Here is a 15,062-nt window from a genome sequence, read left to right on the forward strand (position 1 = left end):
GCCCCGCGGGCGCGGGGGTTGCGCCTCCTGCCCCGAGCTGGCGCCGGGCAAGGGGGGGTCGGCCCCGCGCTCGCGGGGGTTGCTCCCTGTCGGCGGACAGCACCCACGACGGGGGAAGTCGGCCCCGCGCTCGCGGGGGTTGCTCCCAGGATGGTGCCGTACGGGACGCCGACGCCCAGTCGGCCCCGCGCTCGCGGGGGTTGCTCCACCGAAGGACGGACACACCGTGACCGAGATCGGTCGGCCCCGCGCTCGCGGGGGTTGCTCTGCCGAGGTCGACGGGGTCGGTCTGGGTACCCAGTCGGCCCCGCGCTCGCGGGGGTTGCTCCTCCTCACCCACATGCTGCACCTGCCGGTCGAGGTCAGCCCCGCGCTCGCGGGGGTTGCTCCAGCGGCGAGTCCATGGACTACGTCAACAAGATGTCGGCCCCGCGCTCGCGGGGGTTGCTCCGCCAGCCAGGCCAGGCCCACGGCCATGTCGTGGTCGGCCCCGCGCTCGCGGGGGTTGCTCCACACGGACCGGCCGACCGTCACCCCGTAGCGTGTCGGCCCCGCGCTCGCGGGGGTTGCTCCACACGGACCGGCCGACCGTCACCCCGTAGCGTGTCGGCCCCGCGCTCGCGGGGGTTGCTCCATCGAGTGCCCGGCCATCCTGGGTGGCTCCGCGTCGACCCCGCGCTCGCGGGGGTTGCTCCGGCTACGAGACGCACATCCGCGTCCACCTCAAGTCGGCCCCGCGCTCGCGGGGGTTGCTCCGGCGCCAGGACCCGCCCCCTCGGCGACGCCTGGTCGGCCCCGCGCTCGCGGGGATTGCTCCGCCCAGGCCACCGCCGGAGCCCACGCCCGCCTGTCGGCGCCGCGCTCGCGGGGGTTGCTCCGGCGAGGCCCAGGTCGACGCCGCAGTGGACCAGTCGGCCCCGCGCTCGCGGGGGTTGCTCCAGGTGGTCGTCGTTCTGGAGGGTGGTGCTGCTGTCGGCCCCGCGCTCGCGGGGGTTGCTCCGACTTGATCCAGGGCGAGGCACTGCCGACGCAGTCGGCCCTGCGCTCGCGGGGGTTGCTCCGGCACGGAGGCGAGTTCCGTCTGGACGACTGCGTCGGCGGGGGTTGCTCCGAGCCGCCGCCAGCCGGCGGCAGGCAGGCAGGCAGGCAGGCAGAGTCGGCCCCGCGCTCGCGGGGGTTGCTCTGCGCAAGACCACCGTACCCGCCCAGGCCGCCAGTCGGCCCCGCGCTCGCGGGGGTTGCTCCTTCACCAAGGTCATCAACCAGTACGCCCGGCTGTCGGCCCCGCGCTCGCGGGGGGGTTACTCCTTCCCGGCCCTTCACGGTGATTGGGCTCTTGGGTCGGCCCCGCGCTCGCGGGGGTTGCTCCACGGCGTGGCGGGAGCGCTTCGTGAGCTGATCGTCGGCCCCGCGCTCGCGGGGGTTGCTCCGGGGCCTCTACGACCGCCAGAGCGACGCCGTGTCGGCCCCGCGCTCGCGGGGGTTGCTCCGCGGGCATGCCCGCCGGCGGTCTCAACCGCGTGTCGGCCCTGCGCTCGCCGGGTTGCTCCAGCTACATGCAGGGGCACGGGATGCAGGGGCGGTCGGCCCCACGACGACGCCTTCGGCCGCGCCCCCTCCCATGCTCTCTTCGACCGCATCAGGGTCAAGCAGCTCCACGACGCCACCCGCAGCATCACCGACTACGGCCCCACCGAGGTCGACACCACCGACCTGCCTCCCCGGCGTCACCCTCACACAGCTGGTCCGATGACCACGACCCGACCCCGGCCAGGAGAGTAGGACCAACCCCAGGTCGCCCTCTCCTGGCCGGGACTCCACACTTACTGTGCCTAACCAATGCGGCTCTGTCATCCAGCCCGACCAGCGGACACTCCGGCACCCGATCGACCCGGGGCTCGATGACAGGCCACCACCCAAAACCCCGCCGGCCCTCAGCACCGCCGTAGCAGCCCGCGTACCTCTTCGCGCAGAGGTCACGAGCGGCCCGACCCGCCGGACTGGAAGGTGTCGCGGTCAGTACTCGTTCTTGACGACGAAGTACGAACCGCGGATGGTGCCGGCGAGCTTCGACTTCTGGCGTGCGAACTTGAACCGGGAGGCGAGCTCCTCCGGGACGTCCATCCCCTCGGAGAGCTTGAACCCGACGGCCCGCTTCTTGGCGTCGTCGACGGTGTACATCACGTTGACCGACAGGCCGCTCTCGTAGAAGACGTAGGCCATTCGGATGTCCTCGACCTGGAAGGCCGTGGCTTCGAGCGGCCGGGAGGAGATGACGATGTCGCGTTCCTCCTTGAGGATCCGGTGCACCCAGTCGACGGCCGCCTTCGCCTGGCCCGCCGGCTCCACCGTGAAGACGTGGTCGTACTTGTTCTTGAAGTAGCGGGCCTCGTTCGCCCGCAGACCGGCGAGCGCGTCCGCGACGGGCGACGACTCCAGACCGACGGTCGAGACGGTGACGAAATCCACGGTGTAGGTCATGCCAGGCTCCTTCTCATCGGCGTCGGTGGGCGGCAGAGCTCCGGCCCGGGCGCCGAGCGCGCACGGACGGACCCGGCGGGCGCCCGCCCGGACCGCCGGGGAACGGGCGCCGTCCTGTGCACCGCGCTCACCTGTGCTCCGGGTTCTCGAAGTCGAACCGGCACCCCGCGTCCCACTCCGAGCGCTGGTTGCCGTGCGCCGGGATGCCGCCGGCGTCCTTCAGCATCCGCGCCAGGTGCAGCAGGTTCCACGTCATGAACGTGGTGTTCCGGTTCGTGAAGTCGTTCTCCGGACCACCGGACCCCGGGTCCAGGTACGACGGCCCCGGCCCCGCCTCCCCCACCCACCCCGCGTCCGCCTGCGGCGGGATCACGTACCCCAGGTGCTGCAGGCTGTAGAGCACGTTCATCGCACAGTGCTTCGCACCGTCCTCGTTCCCCGTGATCAGACAGCCGCCCACCCGACCGTAGTAGGCGTACTGGCCCTCGGAGTTGAGCAGCGAGGAGCACGCGTACAGCCGCTCGATCACCTGCTTCATCACCGAGGAGTTGTCACCCAGCCAGACGGGCCCGGCCAGGACGAGGATGTCGGCGGCCATCACCTGGGAGTAGATCACCGGCCACTCGTCCGTCTCCCAGCCGTGTTCCGTCATGTCCGGCCAGACGCCCGTGGCGATGTCGATGTCCACCGCGCGCAGGACCTCGACCTGGACGCCCTGGCGCTCCATGATGCCGCGGCTGACGTCGATCAGGCCCTCGGTGTGGCTCCGCTCCGGGGAGCGCTTGAGGGTGCAGTTGATGACCAGGGCGCTCAGGTCGCCGTAGGACGTCGCGGTGGTGTCGGCCATGGACGCAGTCTCCTTCGGGACGCCCGGGGCGGCCGGCGACCGGCCGGCCGCCGTTGACCGCGTTTCGGCCGGGCCTCGGGTCCACTCCACCAGCATCAGGGCGGCGCTGCCCGCCGGGCTCGGCCACGAGGGTGGGCGGGCGGTGCGGACCCTCGCGGCGGGTCCAGGAGTGAGGCGCCGAGGATTCGAAGAGTCGCGCAACGGGACAAAGGGGTCGGACGGGCGACTGCGGAGGGCGCCGACCGGTGACGGGGAGTGTGATCCACCCACGGCGGGGTACGGGGGCGTCACACAGCGTGTGACGAGACGAGGAGAAGCCGGTGAAGACGGATCAGGACGGCCGAACGCTCGCACAGGCACTGAAGGACCGGGCCGGGGCCTTCGTCAACAGCCACGTCGACCTGTGGGTGGCCGTTGAGCCCGATGCCACCCTGGTGCTGGCCGGGAACGACGCGCAGGCCCTCTTCCAGGCCGCCGCCGACTGGCTGGCGGACGACCCGCACGACGTGGTGGACGTGGGCTGGGAGCGCCAGCAGGCCGAGCCGACCCAGGCCCTGCGCATCCGACTGGCGGCGCGGGGCACCGCCGGAGCCGCCATCCCGTCGCCTGCCGCCGGCTGAGCGGCCGAGGACGGAGGAGGACGGAAGGCGACGTAGGGGAAGGAAGCGGCGGGCGGACCGTACGGGTCCGTCCGCCGCTCCGTCTCCGGGCGAAGGTCGCCGACCGACGAGGGATCAGGTGCGGTCCGCGTAGCGGGCGATCGCGCCGAGTACGGCCCGGTGCAGGGCGGGGCTGCCGGTGTGCCCGGAGTCGTCGATCACGGTCAGCTCGGCGTCCGGCCAGGCCGCGGCGAGTTCCCAGGCGGTCCTGAGCGGGGAACTCAGGTCGAGGCGGCCGTGGATCAGGGTGCCCGGAATGCCCGTCAGCCGGTGGGCGTCCCGGAGCAGCCGGCCGTCCTCCAGCCAGGCGTCGTGGGCGAAGTAGTGGGCGGCGATCCGGGTGAATGCCATCAGTGCGTCGTCCGGGCGATCGCTGTACCCACCGGGCTTGCCGAGCACCTCGTGGGCGATCACCGCGTCCTCCCAGGCGCACCAGTCGCGGGCCGCCGCCATCCTGACGGCGGTGTCCGGGCTGTTCAGCCGGCGGCTGTAGGCGGCCACCAGGTCACCGGCGCGGTCCTCCGGGGGCAGGGCGTCCCGGAAGGTCTCCCACGGTCCTGGCAGGAAGCGGCCGACCCCGCGGTAGAGCCAGTCGGTCTCCTCGGGGCGGGTCATGGTGACGCCGTTGATGACGATCTCGGAGACCCGCTCGGGGTACTGCTCGGCGTAGGCGAGGATCAGGGTGGAGCCCCAGGAGCCGCCGTACAGCAGCCACCGCTCGATGCCCAGGTGCTCCCGCAGCCGTTCCATGTCGGCGATCAGGTGCCCGGTGGTGTTGTGCTCCAGGGCGGTGGCGGGGTCGGAGGCGTGGGGGCGGCTGCGGCCGCAGCCCCGCTGGTCGAACAGCACCGCGCGGTAGCGCGCCGGGTCGAAGAGCCGCCGGCTGCCGGGCTTGCAGCCGGAGCCCGGGCCGCCGTGCACCACCAGTGCGGGCTTGCCGTCCGGGTTCCCGCAGGCCTCCCAGTAGACCTCGTTGCCGTCGCCGACGTCGAGCAGGCCGTGGGCGTAGGGCTCGATCGGGGGGAACTGCTCGATCGGGGACGGCGGCTCGGCGGGGAGCGCGGGCCCGGGTGCGGGGCGGGGCTCGGGCACGGTGACGGACCTCCGGATCGGTGGGGACGACCTCGCGAGGCTACCTCCGGGGACGCCGGGAGGACACGGGCTTTCCTGGACGGTCGGGGCGCCGGGCGCGGTGGACGTACCGTCAGGTGCCCTTCCCCGGAACGCCCCCGGGTTCGGCGCCGCCGGCGGGCCCGCCGTCCGTCCCGCCGCCGACCGAGAGGCGGCGGGCCGCCGGACCGCCGGTGCCGCGCAGGACCGAGACGATGCCGAGCGCGGCGGCGCTGACCGGGACGGCCAGCAGGGCGCCGATCACCCCGGCGACTCCCCCGCCCGCGATCACGACCACCATGATGGTGGCCGGGTGGAGCTGGACGGTACGGCTCTGGATCAGCGGCTGGAGGATGTACCCCTCCAGCGCCTGCACGGCCAGCACCACGCCCAGCGCCCAGAGGGCGGTGGCCAGCCCGCCGTCGGCCAGTGCGACCAGCACGGCGACGGTGCCGGAGAGGAAGGCGCCGACGTACGGGATGTAGGCGCCCATGAACACCAGGGCGCCGAGGCCGGGGGCGCCCGGCACCCCGAGCACGACCAGGCCGATGGTGATGAAGAAGGCGTCGATCAGTGCGATCACGGTGGTGCCGCGCATGAAGCCCGCCGTCGCGGCGAACGCCTCCTGCCCGCAGGCGATGACGGTCTCGGCCCGGTGCCCGGGCAGGAAGGAGCGGACGCTGTCGGGCGCGCGGTGGCCGTCCCGGAGGAAGAAGAAGACCAGGGCCAGCGACAGGATCGCGCCGGTGAGCAGTTGGACGGCCACCCCGAGTCCGGAGAGCAGTCCGCCGGCCAGTGAGCTCAGCAGGGAGCTGCCCTCCCCCGGGGCGTCCTGCAGCGAGTGCTGGATCTTCTCGCCGGTCGGGCCGAGCCAGTCGGCCAGCTTCGTGCCGGCGTCCTGGAGCGCCGAGGCGATCTGCGGGGCGCTGTGGGACAGCGAGTTGACCAGCAGGGCCAGCACTGCGCCGACCATCACGACGAGCATGATGCAGGTGAGGGCGGCCGCCCCGCTGCGTCCGAGGCCCCGGCGCATCAGCCAGGGCATGACGGGGTAGAGCAGCGCGGTGCCGAGCAGCGCCAGGATCATCGGAACGGTCGCGGCACGCAGCTCGACGACGGCGAAGACGACCAGGGCGGCGACGGTGATGAAGAGGATCACCGCCACGGACCAGGCCGCGGCGGCACGGACGGAGCGGGGCAGCAGGGCGTCCGGGGTGCGGGCGCCGTTCTGGTCCGGTGGACGGCCGTCCGCGTGGTTGTCCGCGGGTTCCGCTTCACCGCCGACGGGACGGTCGGCCTCGCCCCGCCCGGCGCCGGCTCCGTCATGGGACCGGGAGCGGTCGGGCGGGGTGCCGTGGTCCGGTGTGTCCTCTGCCGACATCCCGCCTCCCTGCCCTCCGCTATGTCCTGATGACGCCCATTGGGACATATCAGCACACAATCGGATGGAAAGGCTGGTCCTCCCTCGCCCCGGCGTGGCCGTCGCCGCGCGCCGCCTGCCCGGCGGGCGGCGCAGGCAGGGCAGGTCGGGCCGGCAGACAGGGCAGACAGACAGCGCAGGCAGGGCGGCGCGGCTACACCAGCTCCGGCCGCTCGATCCGCAGCTCGCCGCCGCCCGCGAAGTCCAGCAGCCGGCCGGCCTCCTCCTCGACGGCCACCTCGTCCCGCTCCCTCAGGGCGGTGAACGGCCGCACCCGGACGATCCAGGGACCCTCGGCGGCGCCCGCGCTGCGTGCCTTCATCCGGCCGGGACGGTCGGCCTTGGCGTCCGTCAGCTCCCAACTGCCGGCGACCAGTCCGTCCACCAGCAGGCTGCCGAGGATCAGACCGTTCACGGTCATCACCCGGGAGCGGTACTTCTCGGGCAGGATCCGGCTGCGGTCGGCGTGCGCGAGCAGCAGGTTGTCGAAGGGTGCCACCAGCCGTACGGGCGCCGGGGTGGCGGTCGGCGGGCGCGGCGCGTCGGGGAGGTCGTAGAGGATGCGGCCCTGCTCGTCCCGGAAGGTCACCAGCTGCGGGGCCAGGTCGGCCAGGACCTTGCCGAGTCGGGTCAGGCCGCACCACTTCTGCACGTCGGTGGCGGTGGCCGGGCCGAAGGCCGCGAGGTAGCGCAGGATCATGGCGTCCAGCGACGGCTTCGCGTCCGGCACCCGGCCGAGCCAGTGCTCGGCCGTGGTGTGGGCGGCCGGGCCGCTGCGGCCCCAGACGCCGCGCGGCGGCACCTGGACCAGCGGCAGCCGGCAGCGGACGGCCTGGGCGAGCGCGGCCGGGTCGCGGCCCGGCCGGTCCTGCGCCAGCAGGGCGCCGAGCTGCTGGAAGGTCCGCGGCTCCTGCTCGACCAGGGCCCGGCCGGCCGCGGCGAGCTCGTCGAGGTCCACACCGGTCAGCCGCTTGCCGTAGGCGTTGCGCAGCGCCTGGTCGAGCACCGGCTGCAGGAGCGGGCGCAGGGTCAGGCAGTCGTCGGCGGTGACCAGGTGGATGGTGCCCCGTTGGAGGGCGATCCGGACCACCTCGCGCCGCTCGATCAGCCCGGTCAGCTGATCGGGGGTGAACCCGTCGAGACGGGACCACAGGCCCAGGTACGACGGCAGCGGGACGGCCTGCGCCTGGAGGCCGAGCAGGTGCCCGACCATGGCGGCGGGCGTCGCGGTGGAGCGTTCCAGCAGGTGCTGGCGGGCCAGCAGGGCACGGCCCAGCGCCCGGGTGGTGAGGGTCGCGGCGCCCGCCGCCCGCGCGGTCACCGGTGGCCGTCCAGGACGGACCTGAGCACGGCGATCCGGTTGCTGGTGATCGAGTCCACGCCGGCCCGGCGCAGCCTGCGCATGGTGCGGCGCAGGTCGGCCGTCCAGGTGCTGACGGCGAGCCCGCGCTCGTGGGCGGAGGCCACGAACTCCGGGTTCGCGAGGCCGAAGGGCGGGTTGAGGTAGTGCGGGCGCAGGTCGGCGAGCAGCGCGGTGTCGGGCAGTCGGGGCTGGGTCCAGGTGAGCGCGATCTCGGCCTCGGGGGCGAGCGCCCGGACGGCGAGCATCGCGCCGACCGGGCCGCACCAGGCCGCCCGGTCCTCCAGGCCGAGACCGGCGACGACGGCGTGGGCGGCGGCCGCCGGGCCGGCGTCGTCCAGGTCGATCAGCAGCCGTGCGGTGGACGTGCCGGCGACCGCCTTGAGTGCGGCGGCCAGCGTCGGCACCGCGAGGGCGCCGGTGCCGACCGCGTCCAGCTGGTCGAGGGTGAGCGAGCGCAGCGGGCGCGAGTCCCCCCAGAGGCGCTGCAGGGTGGCGTCGTGCAGCAGGACGGGCACGCCGTCGCGGGTCAGCCGGACGTCCACCTCGACCGCGTCGGCACCTGCGGCGAGTGCGGACTCGATCGAGGGCAGGGTGTTCTCGCGGTGGCGGTAGGGATCCCCCCGGTGCGCGACGGCGAGCACCCGGGGCCGGGGGTGCAGGAAGCCTGCGGCGGTCGCGCTGCCCGCACGGTCGAGGGGGTCGGGCAGGGACGGGTGGGCGGGCATCGGTGCGGCGACCTCTTCCTGTTCCTGAGCACTGTTCCTGGACGCTGTTGCTGAGCACTGTTCCCGGCGCTGTTCCCGGCGCTGTTCCCGGACGTGACGGGGTGTGGCTCTTCCCCCGGAGTCGGGGCGAGCCCTACCGGCCCGGGTGGGCCGCCCCCTGGCGGTCAGGCGCGCTCTACCATCACGTTCGTCGACTTGATCACGGCGGTCGCCGCCGCGCCGGGCACCAGCCCGAGCTCCTCGGCGGACTCCCGGCTGATCAGCGAGACCACCCGGAACGGGCCGGCCTGGATCTCGACCTGCGCCGCGACGTCCCCCAGCACGACGTCGGTGACGATGCCCGGGAACCGGTTGCGGGCGGAGGACGGACGGCCCTCGACCTCGGTGTGCTCGCTCCGGGCCAACTCGCGGGCGAAGGACGCGAGCTGGGCGCCGGGGATGATCCGGTGGCCGTGCTCGTCCCGCTCGGCGGCGACCCGCCCGGCGTCGACCCACCGGCGCATGGTGTCGGCGCTGACGCCGAGCATCGCCGCGGCCTCACCGATGCGGTACGGGTTGACCGGCGCGGGCACGCCCATGTGCGACTCCTGGCGGTGTGTCGGCAAATCCACTGTCACGGCAAATCCACTGTCACCGCCATCCTGCCGTACGGCCGGGGCGGACCGCGAAGCGGAGCGCCGCCCACCCGGGCGGACGCGCCCGGCGGGTGGCGGATATTCAGCCACGATTCACCCGTAAACTGCACGTATCGGACAGTGTTTCCGTCCACTCGCCCGCGGTTCGGTCCGGTCTCCCGCGGTTCGGTCCGGCCGCCGGGCACGTCACCGCGCCGACCACCGGCCCCACGAACGACACGAACGACACGAACAACACCAACGACACGAACGAGAGGCACCGATGCCAGACGCACCGCCGCGCGGACCGTCGACAGGCCGCGTACCGGGGACTAGCCGCGCGCCGTGGACGGCGGACCCGGGTGGGGAGTCACCGCGGCGCGGCCCGCTCGACCCCGGATCGTCGGGCGCCCGCACCGTCCGCGGGATCCGCCGGGGCGCGCCCGTCGCGGAGCCGGTGCCGTTCGCCTTCACCGCCGACGACCGCCGGCAGTACGCCGTGGAGCGGGCCTACCCCGGCAATGTGGCACCACCCCGGCGCGAGCGGGTGTCCGCCCGGGTGGTCTGCGGCCGGGTCGCGATCGGCCTGCTGCTGGTGTCCGGTCTGGTCGCGGCGGTGGCGCTCGGTACGCCGGCCCTGTCGGCCCGCGGCTCCGACCCGGGCGACCGGCCCGGGGCGCAGCCCGCGCCGGTGCACGGCCGGCCCTGACCGCACCCGCCGCGGCGGCGCCGAGCCGTCCGTCACTCGTCCGACCACCGAGCCCGAAGCCGGTTCACGGCCCGCCGAAGAGGTCCTGGCGGGCCGCGTCGCAGGCGAGCAGGACGGCGCCGCCCAGGACGCCGCCGCCACCGACCGCGCCGACCCGCACCTCGGTGCGCAGCGGGGAGAGTTCGGCCAGGCGCCGGCCGACCCGGGCCGCCAGTTCGAGTCCGCCCGCCCGGCCGACCTCGCCGCCGAGCACCACGCAGCCCGGGTCGAGCACCACGCAGAGGGCGGCCGCGCCGACGGCCACCCGGTCGGCGAAGGCGTCCAGGAAGGCCGCGCCGGCCGGGCCCGCCGCGACCGCGGCGTGCACCACGGCCTCGGCGGCGGCGGCGTCGCCGGCCTCGTCGGCGGGCAGCCCGAGGGCGCGGGCGAGCGCGCAGACGGCGCTGCTGCCGACCTGACTGTGGAAGCCGCCCTCGCAGTCGGAGGCGCTGGGCAGCCGGTCCGTCCCCGGGACGGGCAGGAAGCCGATCTCGCCGGTACCGCCGGAGGCGCCTCGGCGCAGCCGGCCGTCCAGCACCACGCTGGCGCCGGTGCCGTGGCCGAGCCAGAGCAGGACGAAGGTGTCGCGGTCGCGGGCGGCGCCGGCGCGGAGCTCGGTGATGCCGGCCAGGTTGACCTCGTTCTCCAGGATCAGCCCGGTGCCCGGCAGTTCGCGCAGGGCGGCGATCAGTTCGGTGTGCCAGCCGGGCAGGCCGCCGGTGTTGTCGAGGCGCCCGGTGGCCGGGTCGACCAGGCCGGGGATGCCGACGGCCACGGTGTGCAGCTGCTGGACGCCGGCCGCGCGCGCGGTGTCCAGCAGGGTGGCGACCGTCCGCGCGGCCAGACCGCCGCCTGCGGCGCCGCCGCCCCCGGATCCCGTCGGGCCACCGCTCGCGGGTCCGGCCGGGATCTCGGCGGTGGCGAGGGTGCGGCCGGCCAGGTCGGCGATGACGAGGCTGACGCCGACGGAGCGGACGTCGATGGCGGCGATGTGGGCCCGGGAGGCGACGAGCGCGTACAGCCTGGCGTTCGGGCCTCGGCGCTGCTCGCCGCGCTCACCGGCCTGGGTGACGAGTCCGCTGCGCTGGAGGCGTTCCAGCAGGTCGGCGACGGTGGGGCGGGAGAGCCCGGTGAGGTCGCGCAGTTCGGTGGCGGTGAGCGGGCCCTGTTCGAGCAGCAGGTCGAGCGCCAGCCGGTCGTTGATGGCCCGGGCGGTGCTCGGTGTGGCCGTTCGAACGGTGGTCATGAGGCAGCATCCTTCCAGATTGCGCTCCCCCGACTGTTTCTATCAGGGTCCCTTCCTGATAATTTAGCGGACCGGGCGCCCGTCCGGGCTCCATGACCATGGGCGGACACGTCGCGCCCACCGCGCGACTCGGAGGGAACGACGAAATGCCCGAGATCCTGAAGGACCCACGCCGGGCCCGGGTGAGCATCGCCCTGGCGTTCGCCCTGCACGGCTCCGTCACCGGGAGCTTCGCCACCCGGATCCCCTGGATCCAGCACCACCTGGACCTCGGCCCCGGCCAGCTCGGGCTGGCCCTGGTGATGCCCGCCGTCGGATCCTCGCTGGCCATGCCGCTGGCCGGGCGGATCGTCCACCGGTTCGGGGGCCGGGCCGCCGTCAGCGGACTGGTCACCCTCTGGTGCCTGTCGCTGGCGCTGCCCGCGCTCGCCCCCTCGCTGCCCGTGCTCTGCGCGACCCTGCTGGTCTACGGCGCCACCGCCGGCATGGCCGACGTCGCGATGAACGCCCAGGGCGTGGAGATCGAGGAGCGGCTCGGCCGGTCGATCATGTCGGGACTGCACGGCATGTGGAGCGTCGGCACCCTGGTCGCCTCCGCCGTCGGCGTGTTCGCCGCCCACCGCGACCTGGACGCCCGGCTCCAGCTGGCCGTCACCGCCGTGGTGCTGGCGGCCGGCGCACTGCTGGCCGGCCGGCAGCTGCCGGACATCCGGCCCGGCGCGGAGGAGGAGGCGCCGCCGCGCTTCGCCCTGCCGCCGCGCAGCGCGCTGGCGATCGGCCTGGTCGGGTTCTGCGCGGTCTTCGCCGAGGGCGCCTCGATGGACTGGAGCGGCGTCTACCTGCGGGACGTCACCGGCGCCTCGGCGACGGTCGGGGCCGCCGCCTACACGGCCTTCGCCCTCACCATGGCGGTCAGCCGGCTGGCCGGCGACGCGGCGATCCGCCGGCTGGGGCCGGTGCTCGCGACCCGGATCAGCGGGCTGATCGCCACCGCGGGCGGCCTGCTGGTGGTCCTGGCGGACACCCCCTGGCTGGCGATCCCCGGCTTCGCGCTGATCGGGGTCGGGATCGCGGTCGTGGTGCCGCTCGCCTTCGCGGCGGCCGGACGCACCGGCGGCAACCCCAGCCAGGCGATCGCCGGCGTCGCGACCGTCACCTACACCTCCAGCCTGATCGCACCGGCCGTGATCGGCGTCCTGGCGGAGGCGACCTCGCTCAGCGTCTCCTTCTGCCTGGTCACCGTGCTCGCCGCGGCACTGATCCTGAGCGCCGGGGCGCTGCGCCGCCCGGCGCAGGGGTCGGACGCGCCGGCCGGGGCGCAGGCTCCGGCGGCCCGAGCCGCCGCCGACCCGGTACCCAGCGACTCCCGGCGCTGACCGCCCCGCACCCGCGGGGCCGGCCCGGGCTCCCGGCCCGGGCCGGCGCTCCCGCCCCCACCCCGGTGTGCCCACCCGCCCGCGGCAGCCGCCCTGACCGGGCCGGTCGCCCGGCCGGGGACGGCGGCCGCGGCCGGAGGGCCTATGCTCGCCCGGTGCACGCTCCCCCGCCCTCCCCGCCGGCCCAGCCCTGGCCGCGCCGTGTGCTGCGGTCGCCCTGGACCAGGCTGGCACTGCTCCTGGTGATCCTCGGGACGGCCGCCGGCTCCCTGCTCCTGTGGGACCCGTCCGCCCTGCTCTCCGGCGGCCTCACGTCGAGCGTCCCGGGGGTCTGGCAGGCGCCGGTCTTCGTCGCCGTCTACGCCGTGGGCACGGTGGCGTTCGTGCCGCGACCGGCACTGAACGCGGCGGCCGGCCTGCTGCTCGGCGTCGCGCAGGGGCTGCCGCTCGCCGTGCTCGGCACCACCCTCGGCGCGGCGCTCGCCTTCGGGCTCGGCCGGCTGCTCGGCCGCGACGCCCTGCGTCCGCTGCTGCGCGGCCGCGCGCTCACCGCCCTGGACCGCCGGTTCACCGAGCAGGGCTTCCGCAGCGTGCTGCTGCTCAGGCTGTTCCCCGGGCTGCCCTTCCAGGCGGGCAACTTCGCCGCCGCGTTCTCCGGCGTCGCGTTCGGGCCCTTCGTCGCCGCCACCGCGATCGGCGTGGTGCCGAGCACCGCCGCGTACGTGGTCGCCGCCGCGAGTGCCCGCACCCCGGGCTCGGCGGCCTTCCTGGTCTCGGCGGGCGCCATCGCGCTGATGGTGGTGCTCAGCGCGGTGTCGATGTGGCGGGCGGCCCGACGCCGCCCGCGCGCGCGGACCGCCTGAGCGGGCGCACGACCCCCGGGAAGCCGCCGACGCCCGCCCCGACGCCCGCCCCGGGGCCGAGCCCGGGGACCGACGTACGGCGCTCGCCCCGGAGCGCCGTCCGACTATTCGGTCGCCACTGTCGGTCCGCTCCGCCAGGATGACCGCCATGACCACCACAACGAGCGGCACCGACCGCGTCGACCCGCCCTTCGCCGCCGACGAGAGCGCCATGCTGGCCTCCTGGCTCGACTACCACCGCGCCACCCTCGCCGTGAAGTGCGAGGGCCTGACGGAGGACCAGCTGCGGCTGCGCTCCGTACCGCCGTCCAACCTCTCGCTGCTGGGCCTGGTCCGGCACATGGCCGAGGTCGAGCAGCACTGGTACCAGGTGATCCTGCTGGGCGAGGAGCTGAGCGAGGGGCTCTACTGGTCGGCCGAGGACGAGGACGGCGACTTCAACGGCGTGGACACCGCGGACGCCGCCGAGGCCTTCGCCACCTGGCAGGCCCAGATCGAACTGGCCCGACGGGCCTGCGAGGGCCTGCCGCTGGAGACGGTCGGACGCCGCCAGCGCCGGGGTGCGGACGTCACGCTGCGCTGGATCCAGGTACACATGATCGAGGAGTACGCCCGCCACAACGGGCACGCGGATCTGCTCCGCGAGCTTGTGGACGGCGCCACGGGGGAATGAATCCGGTTCACCGGGGTTGACGAAAGGTCAATTCCCGATTGACCGGGATCCGTCTGGCCCGACAGCGCAACCATCCGCGGAGCTGGGGCGTCGCACCTGATGTCCGGGTCGGCCCGGATCGGCGGCGCGCCACGACCCGTACGGCGGTCGCGAGCGGGCACCGAACCGGTGATCAGTGCGATACTCGGACAGTTCCGACGAGTGGATGACGTGTCAAAAGGGCACGCGCACCCGGGGAACGCGTTCGGGACGAGACAGGGAGGCGCGGCATGGGAGCACTTCGCGACGAGCACCACAACGGGTGGCTGATGCCCTCCGGAAACTACCCGGCCGCGGCCTACGACGATCCCTGGGCGGACCAGGAGACCATGCCGGCCGCCCCGGCTCCCACGAAGATCGTCTCCCTGCGGCCCACCGGCTTCGAGGCGGCCCGGACGGTCGGCGAGCACATCCGGGCCAGCACCCCGGTGGTGATGGACCTGACCGAGATGGACGACGCCGAGGCCAAGCGCATGGTCGACTTCGCCTCCGGTCTGATCTTCGGCACCTGCGGCGGGATCGAGCGGATCGCCCGCCGGGTCTTCCTGCTCACCCCCGCCGACGTCGAGGTCATGGTGATCGACCGGCCGCTGGACGAGACCGGGTTCTACAACCAGAGCTGACAGCAGTACGCGGGACACCCCACCGGGGACGGCAGCAGGAGCCGTCCCCGGTTTTTCGCGCGCCCGAACGGGTGGGGCGAGCGGCCGGGTTCGCGGCCGCCGCCGGGAAGGCCCGTCGCGCAGGGCCCGCCGGGCCGCCGGCCAACCTGAAGCAGGCCCCAAGCGGGCCTTAAATCCTTCCCGGGCCGCCCCTCCCGGAGCACCCGGCTTCCGAGGGTCGGTTGAGCCACTCGACGATAAAATGAGACACGGATGTCTCATCTGAACTACACTCG

14 protein-coding genes and 1 CRISPR repeat array are annotated in these 15,062 nt (G+C 74.5%); of the genes, 6 read left to right on the top strand and 8 right to left on the bottom strand.

Going from position 1 to position 15,062, the window contains the following annotated elements; genetic code table 11:
- Positions 1-1,551: a CRISPR direct-repeat array (repeat unit 25 nt; unit sequence GCCCCGCGCTCGCGGGGGTTGCTCC).
- A 465-nt stretch (positions 1,552-2,016) separates the two neighbouring features.
- Both ACFTWP_RS32470 and ACFTWP_RS32475 read right to left on the bottom strand, forming a co-directional pair.
- Positions 2,017-2,481 carry a phage tail protein gene (locus ACFTWP_RS32470; protein WP_380268554.1) on the bottom strand — a complete coding sequence of 155 codons (465 nt, stop codon included), beginning with the start codon at positions 2,479-2,481 and terminating at the stop codon, positions 2,017-2,019.
- A gap of 127 nt (positions 2,482-2,608) precedes the next feature.
- On the bottom strand, positions 2,609-3,328 hold the full coding sequence (locus ACFTWP_RS32475; protein ID WP_380268555.1) for a flavodoxin family protein: 720 nt from the start codon (positions 3,326-3,328) through the stop codon (positions 2,609-2,611).
- A gap of 320 nt (positions 3,329-3,648) precedes the next feature.
- Between ACFTWP_RS32475 and ACFTWP_RS32480 the strand changes: the two genes are divergently transcribed.
- A complete protein-coding gene (locus ACFTWP_RS32480) occupies positions 3,649-3,948 on the top strand; it encodes a hypothetical protein (RefSeq protein ID WP_380268556.1) in 300 nt (99 codons plus the stop codon).
- Positions 3,949-4,062: 114 nt separating this feature from the next.
- Here the strand turns inward: ACFTWP_RS32480 and pip are convergent, their stop codons facing one another.
- The 5 genes from pip to ACFTWP_RS32505 form a co-directional block, all read right to left on the bottom strand.
- A complete protein-coding gene (pip, locus tag ACFTWP_RS32485; RefSeq protein ID WP_380268557.1) occupies positions 4,063-5,079 on the bottom strand; it encodes a prolyl aminopeptidase in 1,017 nt (338 codons plus the stop codon).
- Positions 5,080-5,191: 112 nt separating this feature from the next.
- On the bottom strand, positions 5,192-6,478 hold the full coding sequence (locus tag ACFTWP_RS32490; protein ID WP_380268558.1) for an AI-2E family transporter: 1,287 nt from the start codon (positions 6,476-6,478) through the stop codon (positions 5,192-5,194).
- 193 nt (positions 6,479-6,671) lie between these two features.
- On the bottom strand, positions 6,672-7,838 hold the full coding sequence (locus ACFTWP_RS32495) for a winged helix DNA-binding domain-containing protein (protein WP_380268559.1): 1,167 nt from the start codon (positions 7,836-7,838) through the stop codon (positions 6,672-6,674).
- The gene (locus ACFTWP_RS32500) at positions 7,835-8,605 is read right to left on the bottom strand and encodes a glycerophosphodiester phosphodiesterase (protein ID WP_380268560.1); all 771 of its coding nucleotides are present in this window, start codon (positions 8,603-8,605) and stop codon (positions 7,835-7,837) included. The genes ACFTWP_RS32495 and ACFTWP_RS32500 overlap by 4 nt, the downstream gene beginning before the upstream one ends.
- Before the next feature lie 164 nt (positions 8,606-8,769).
- Positions 8,770-9,183 (bottom strand): molybdopterin-binding protein, encoded by a 414-nt coding sequence (locus ACFTWP_RS32505; RefSeq protein ID WP_380268561.1) that lies wholly within the window; start codon positions 9,181-9,183, stop codon positions 8,770-8,772.
- Between the two features lie 493 nt (positions 9,184-9,676).
- Here ACFTWP_RS32505 and ACFTWP_RS32510 point away from each other — a divergent pair, with 493 nt between their 5' ends.
- The gene (locus tag ACFTWP_RS32510; RefSeq protein ID WP_380268562.1) at positions 9,677-9,928 is read left to right on the top strand and encodes a hypothetical protein; all 252 of its coding nucleotides are present in this window, start codon (positions 9,677-9,679) and stop codon (positions 9,926-9,928) included.
- 64 nt (positions 9,929-9,992) lie between these two features.
- Here ACFTWP_RS32510 and ACFTWP_RS32515 read toward each other — a convergent pair whose 3' ends face one another.
- Positions 9,993-11,213, bottom strand: coding sequence for an ROK family transcriptional regulator (locus tag ACFTWP_RS32515; RefSeq protein WP_380268563.1), 1,221 nt, complete (start codon positions 11,211-11,213; stop codon positions 9,993-9,995).
- Between the two features lie 146 nt (positions 11,214-11,359).
- On the opposite strand from ACFTWP_RS32515, the gene ACFTWP_RS32520 reads away from it, so the two are divergent.
- From ACFTWP_RS32520 to ACFTWP_RS32535, 4 genes are all read left to right on the top strand, one after another.
- Positions 11,360-12,589 (top strand): MFS transporter, encoded by a 1,230-nt coding sequence (locus ACFTWP_RS32520; RefSeq protein ID WP_380268564.1) that lies wholly within the window; start codon positions 11,360-11,362, stop codon positions 12,587-12,589.
- A gap of 155 nt (positions 12,590-12,744) precedes the next feature.
- Positions 12,745-13,452 (top strand): TVP38/TMEM64 family protein, encoded by a 708-nt coding sequence (locus tag ACFTWP_RS32525; protein ID WP_380268565.1) that lies wholly within the window; start codon positions 12,745-12,747, stop codon positions 13,450-13,452.
- A 148-nt stretch (positions 13,453-13,600) separates the two neighbouring features.
- On the top strand, positions 13,601-14,125 hold the full coding sequence (locus tag ACFTWP_RS32530) for a DinB family protein (protein ID WP_380268566.1): 525 nt from the start codon (positions 13,601-13,603) through the stop codon (positions 14,123-14,125).
- A gap of 269 nt (positions 14,126-14,394) precedes the next feature.
- On the top strand, positions 14,395-14,787 hold the full coding sequence (locus ACFTWP_RS32535) for a cell division protein SepF (RefSeq protein ID WP_190215149.1): 393 nt from the start codon (positions 14,395-14,397) through the stop codon (positions 14,785-14,787).
- The last annotated feature ends 275 nt before the right edge of the window (positions 14,788-15,062 follow it).

Origin of the sequence: Kitasatospora sp. NPDC057015, from assembly GCF_042673745.1 — a bacterium.
In the GTDB taxonomy this organism is placed as follows: Bacteria; Actinomycetota; Actinomycetes; order Streptomycetales; family Streptomycetaceae; genus Kitasatospora.

Coding starts and splice junctions, on each gene's coding strand:
- ACFTWP_RS32530 (WP_380268566.1), top strand. CDS start 13,601: ATGACCACCACAACGAGCGGCACCGACCGCGTCGACCCGCCCTTCGCC.
- ACFTWP_RS32505 (WP_380268561.1), bottom strand. CDS start 9,183: ATGGGCGTGCCCGCGCCGGTCAACCCGTACCGCATCGGTGAGGCCGCG.
- ACFTWP_RS32515 (WP_380268563.1), bottom strand. CDS start 11,213: ATGACCACCGTTCGAACGGCCACACCGAGCACCGCCCGGGCCATCAAC.
- ACFTWP_RS32535 (WP_190215149.1), top strand. CDS start 14,395: ATGGGAGCACTTCGCGACGAGCACCACAACGGGTGGCTGATGCCCTCC.
- ACFTWP_RS32475 (WP_380268555.1), bottom strand. CDS start 3,328: ATGGCCGACACCACCGCGACGTCCTACGGCGACCTGAGCGCCCTGGTC.
- ACFTWP_RS32470 (WP_380268554.1), bottom strand. CDS start 2,481: ATGACCTACACCGTGGATTTCGTCACCGTCTCGACCGTCGGTCTGGAG.
- ACFTWP_RS32500 (WP_380268560.1), bottom strand. CDS start 8,605: ATGCCCGCCCACCCGTCCCTGCCCGACCCCCTCGACCGTGCGGGCAGC.
- ACFTWP_RS32490 (WP_380268558.1), bottom strand. CDS start 6,478: ATGTCGGCAGAGGACACACCGGACCACGGCACCCCGCCCGACCGCTCC.
- ACFTWP_RS32520 (WP_380268564.1), top strand. CDS start 11,360: ATGCCCGAGATCCTGAAGGACCCACGCCGGGCCCGGGTGAGCATCGCC.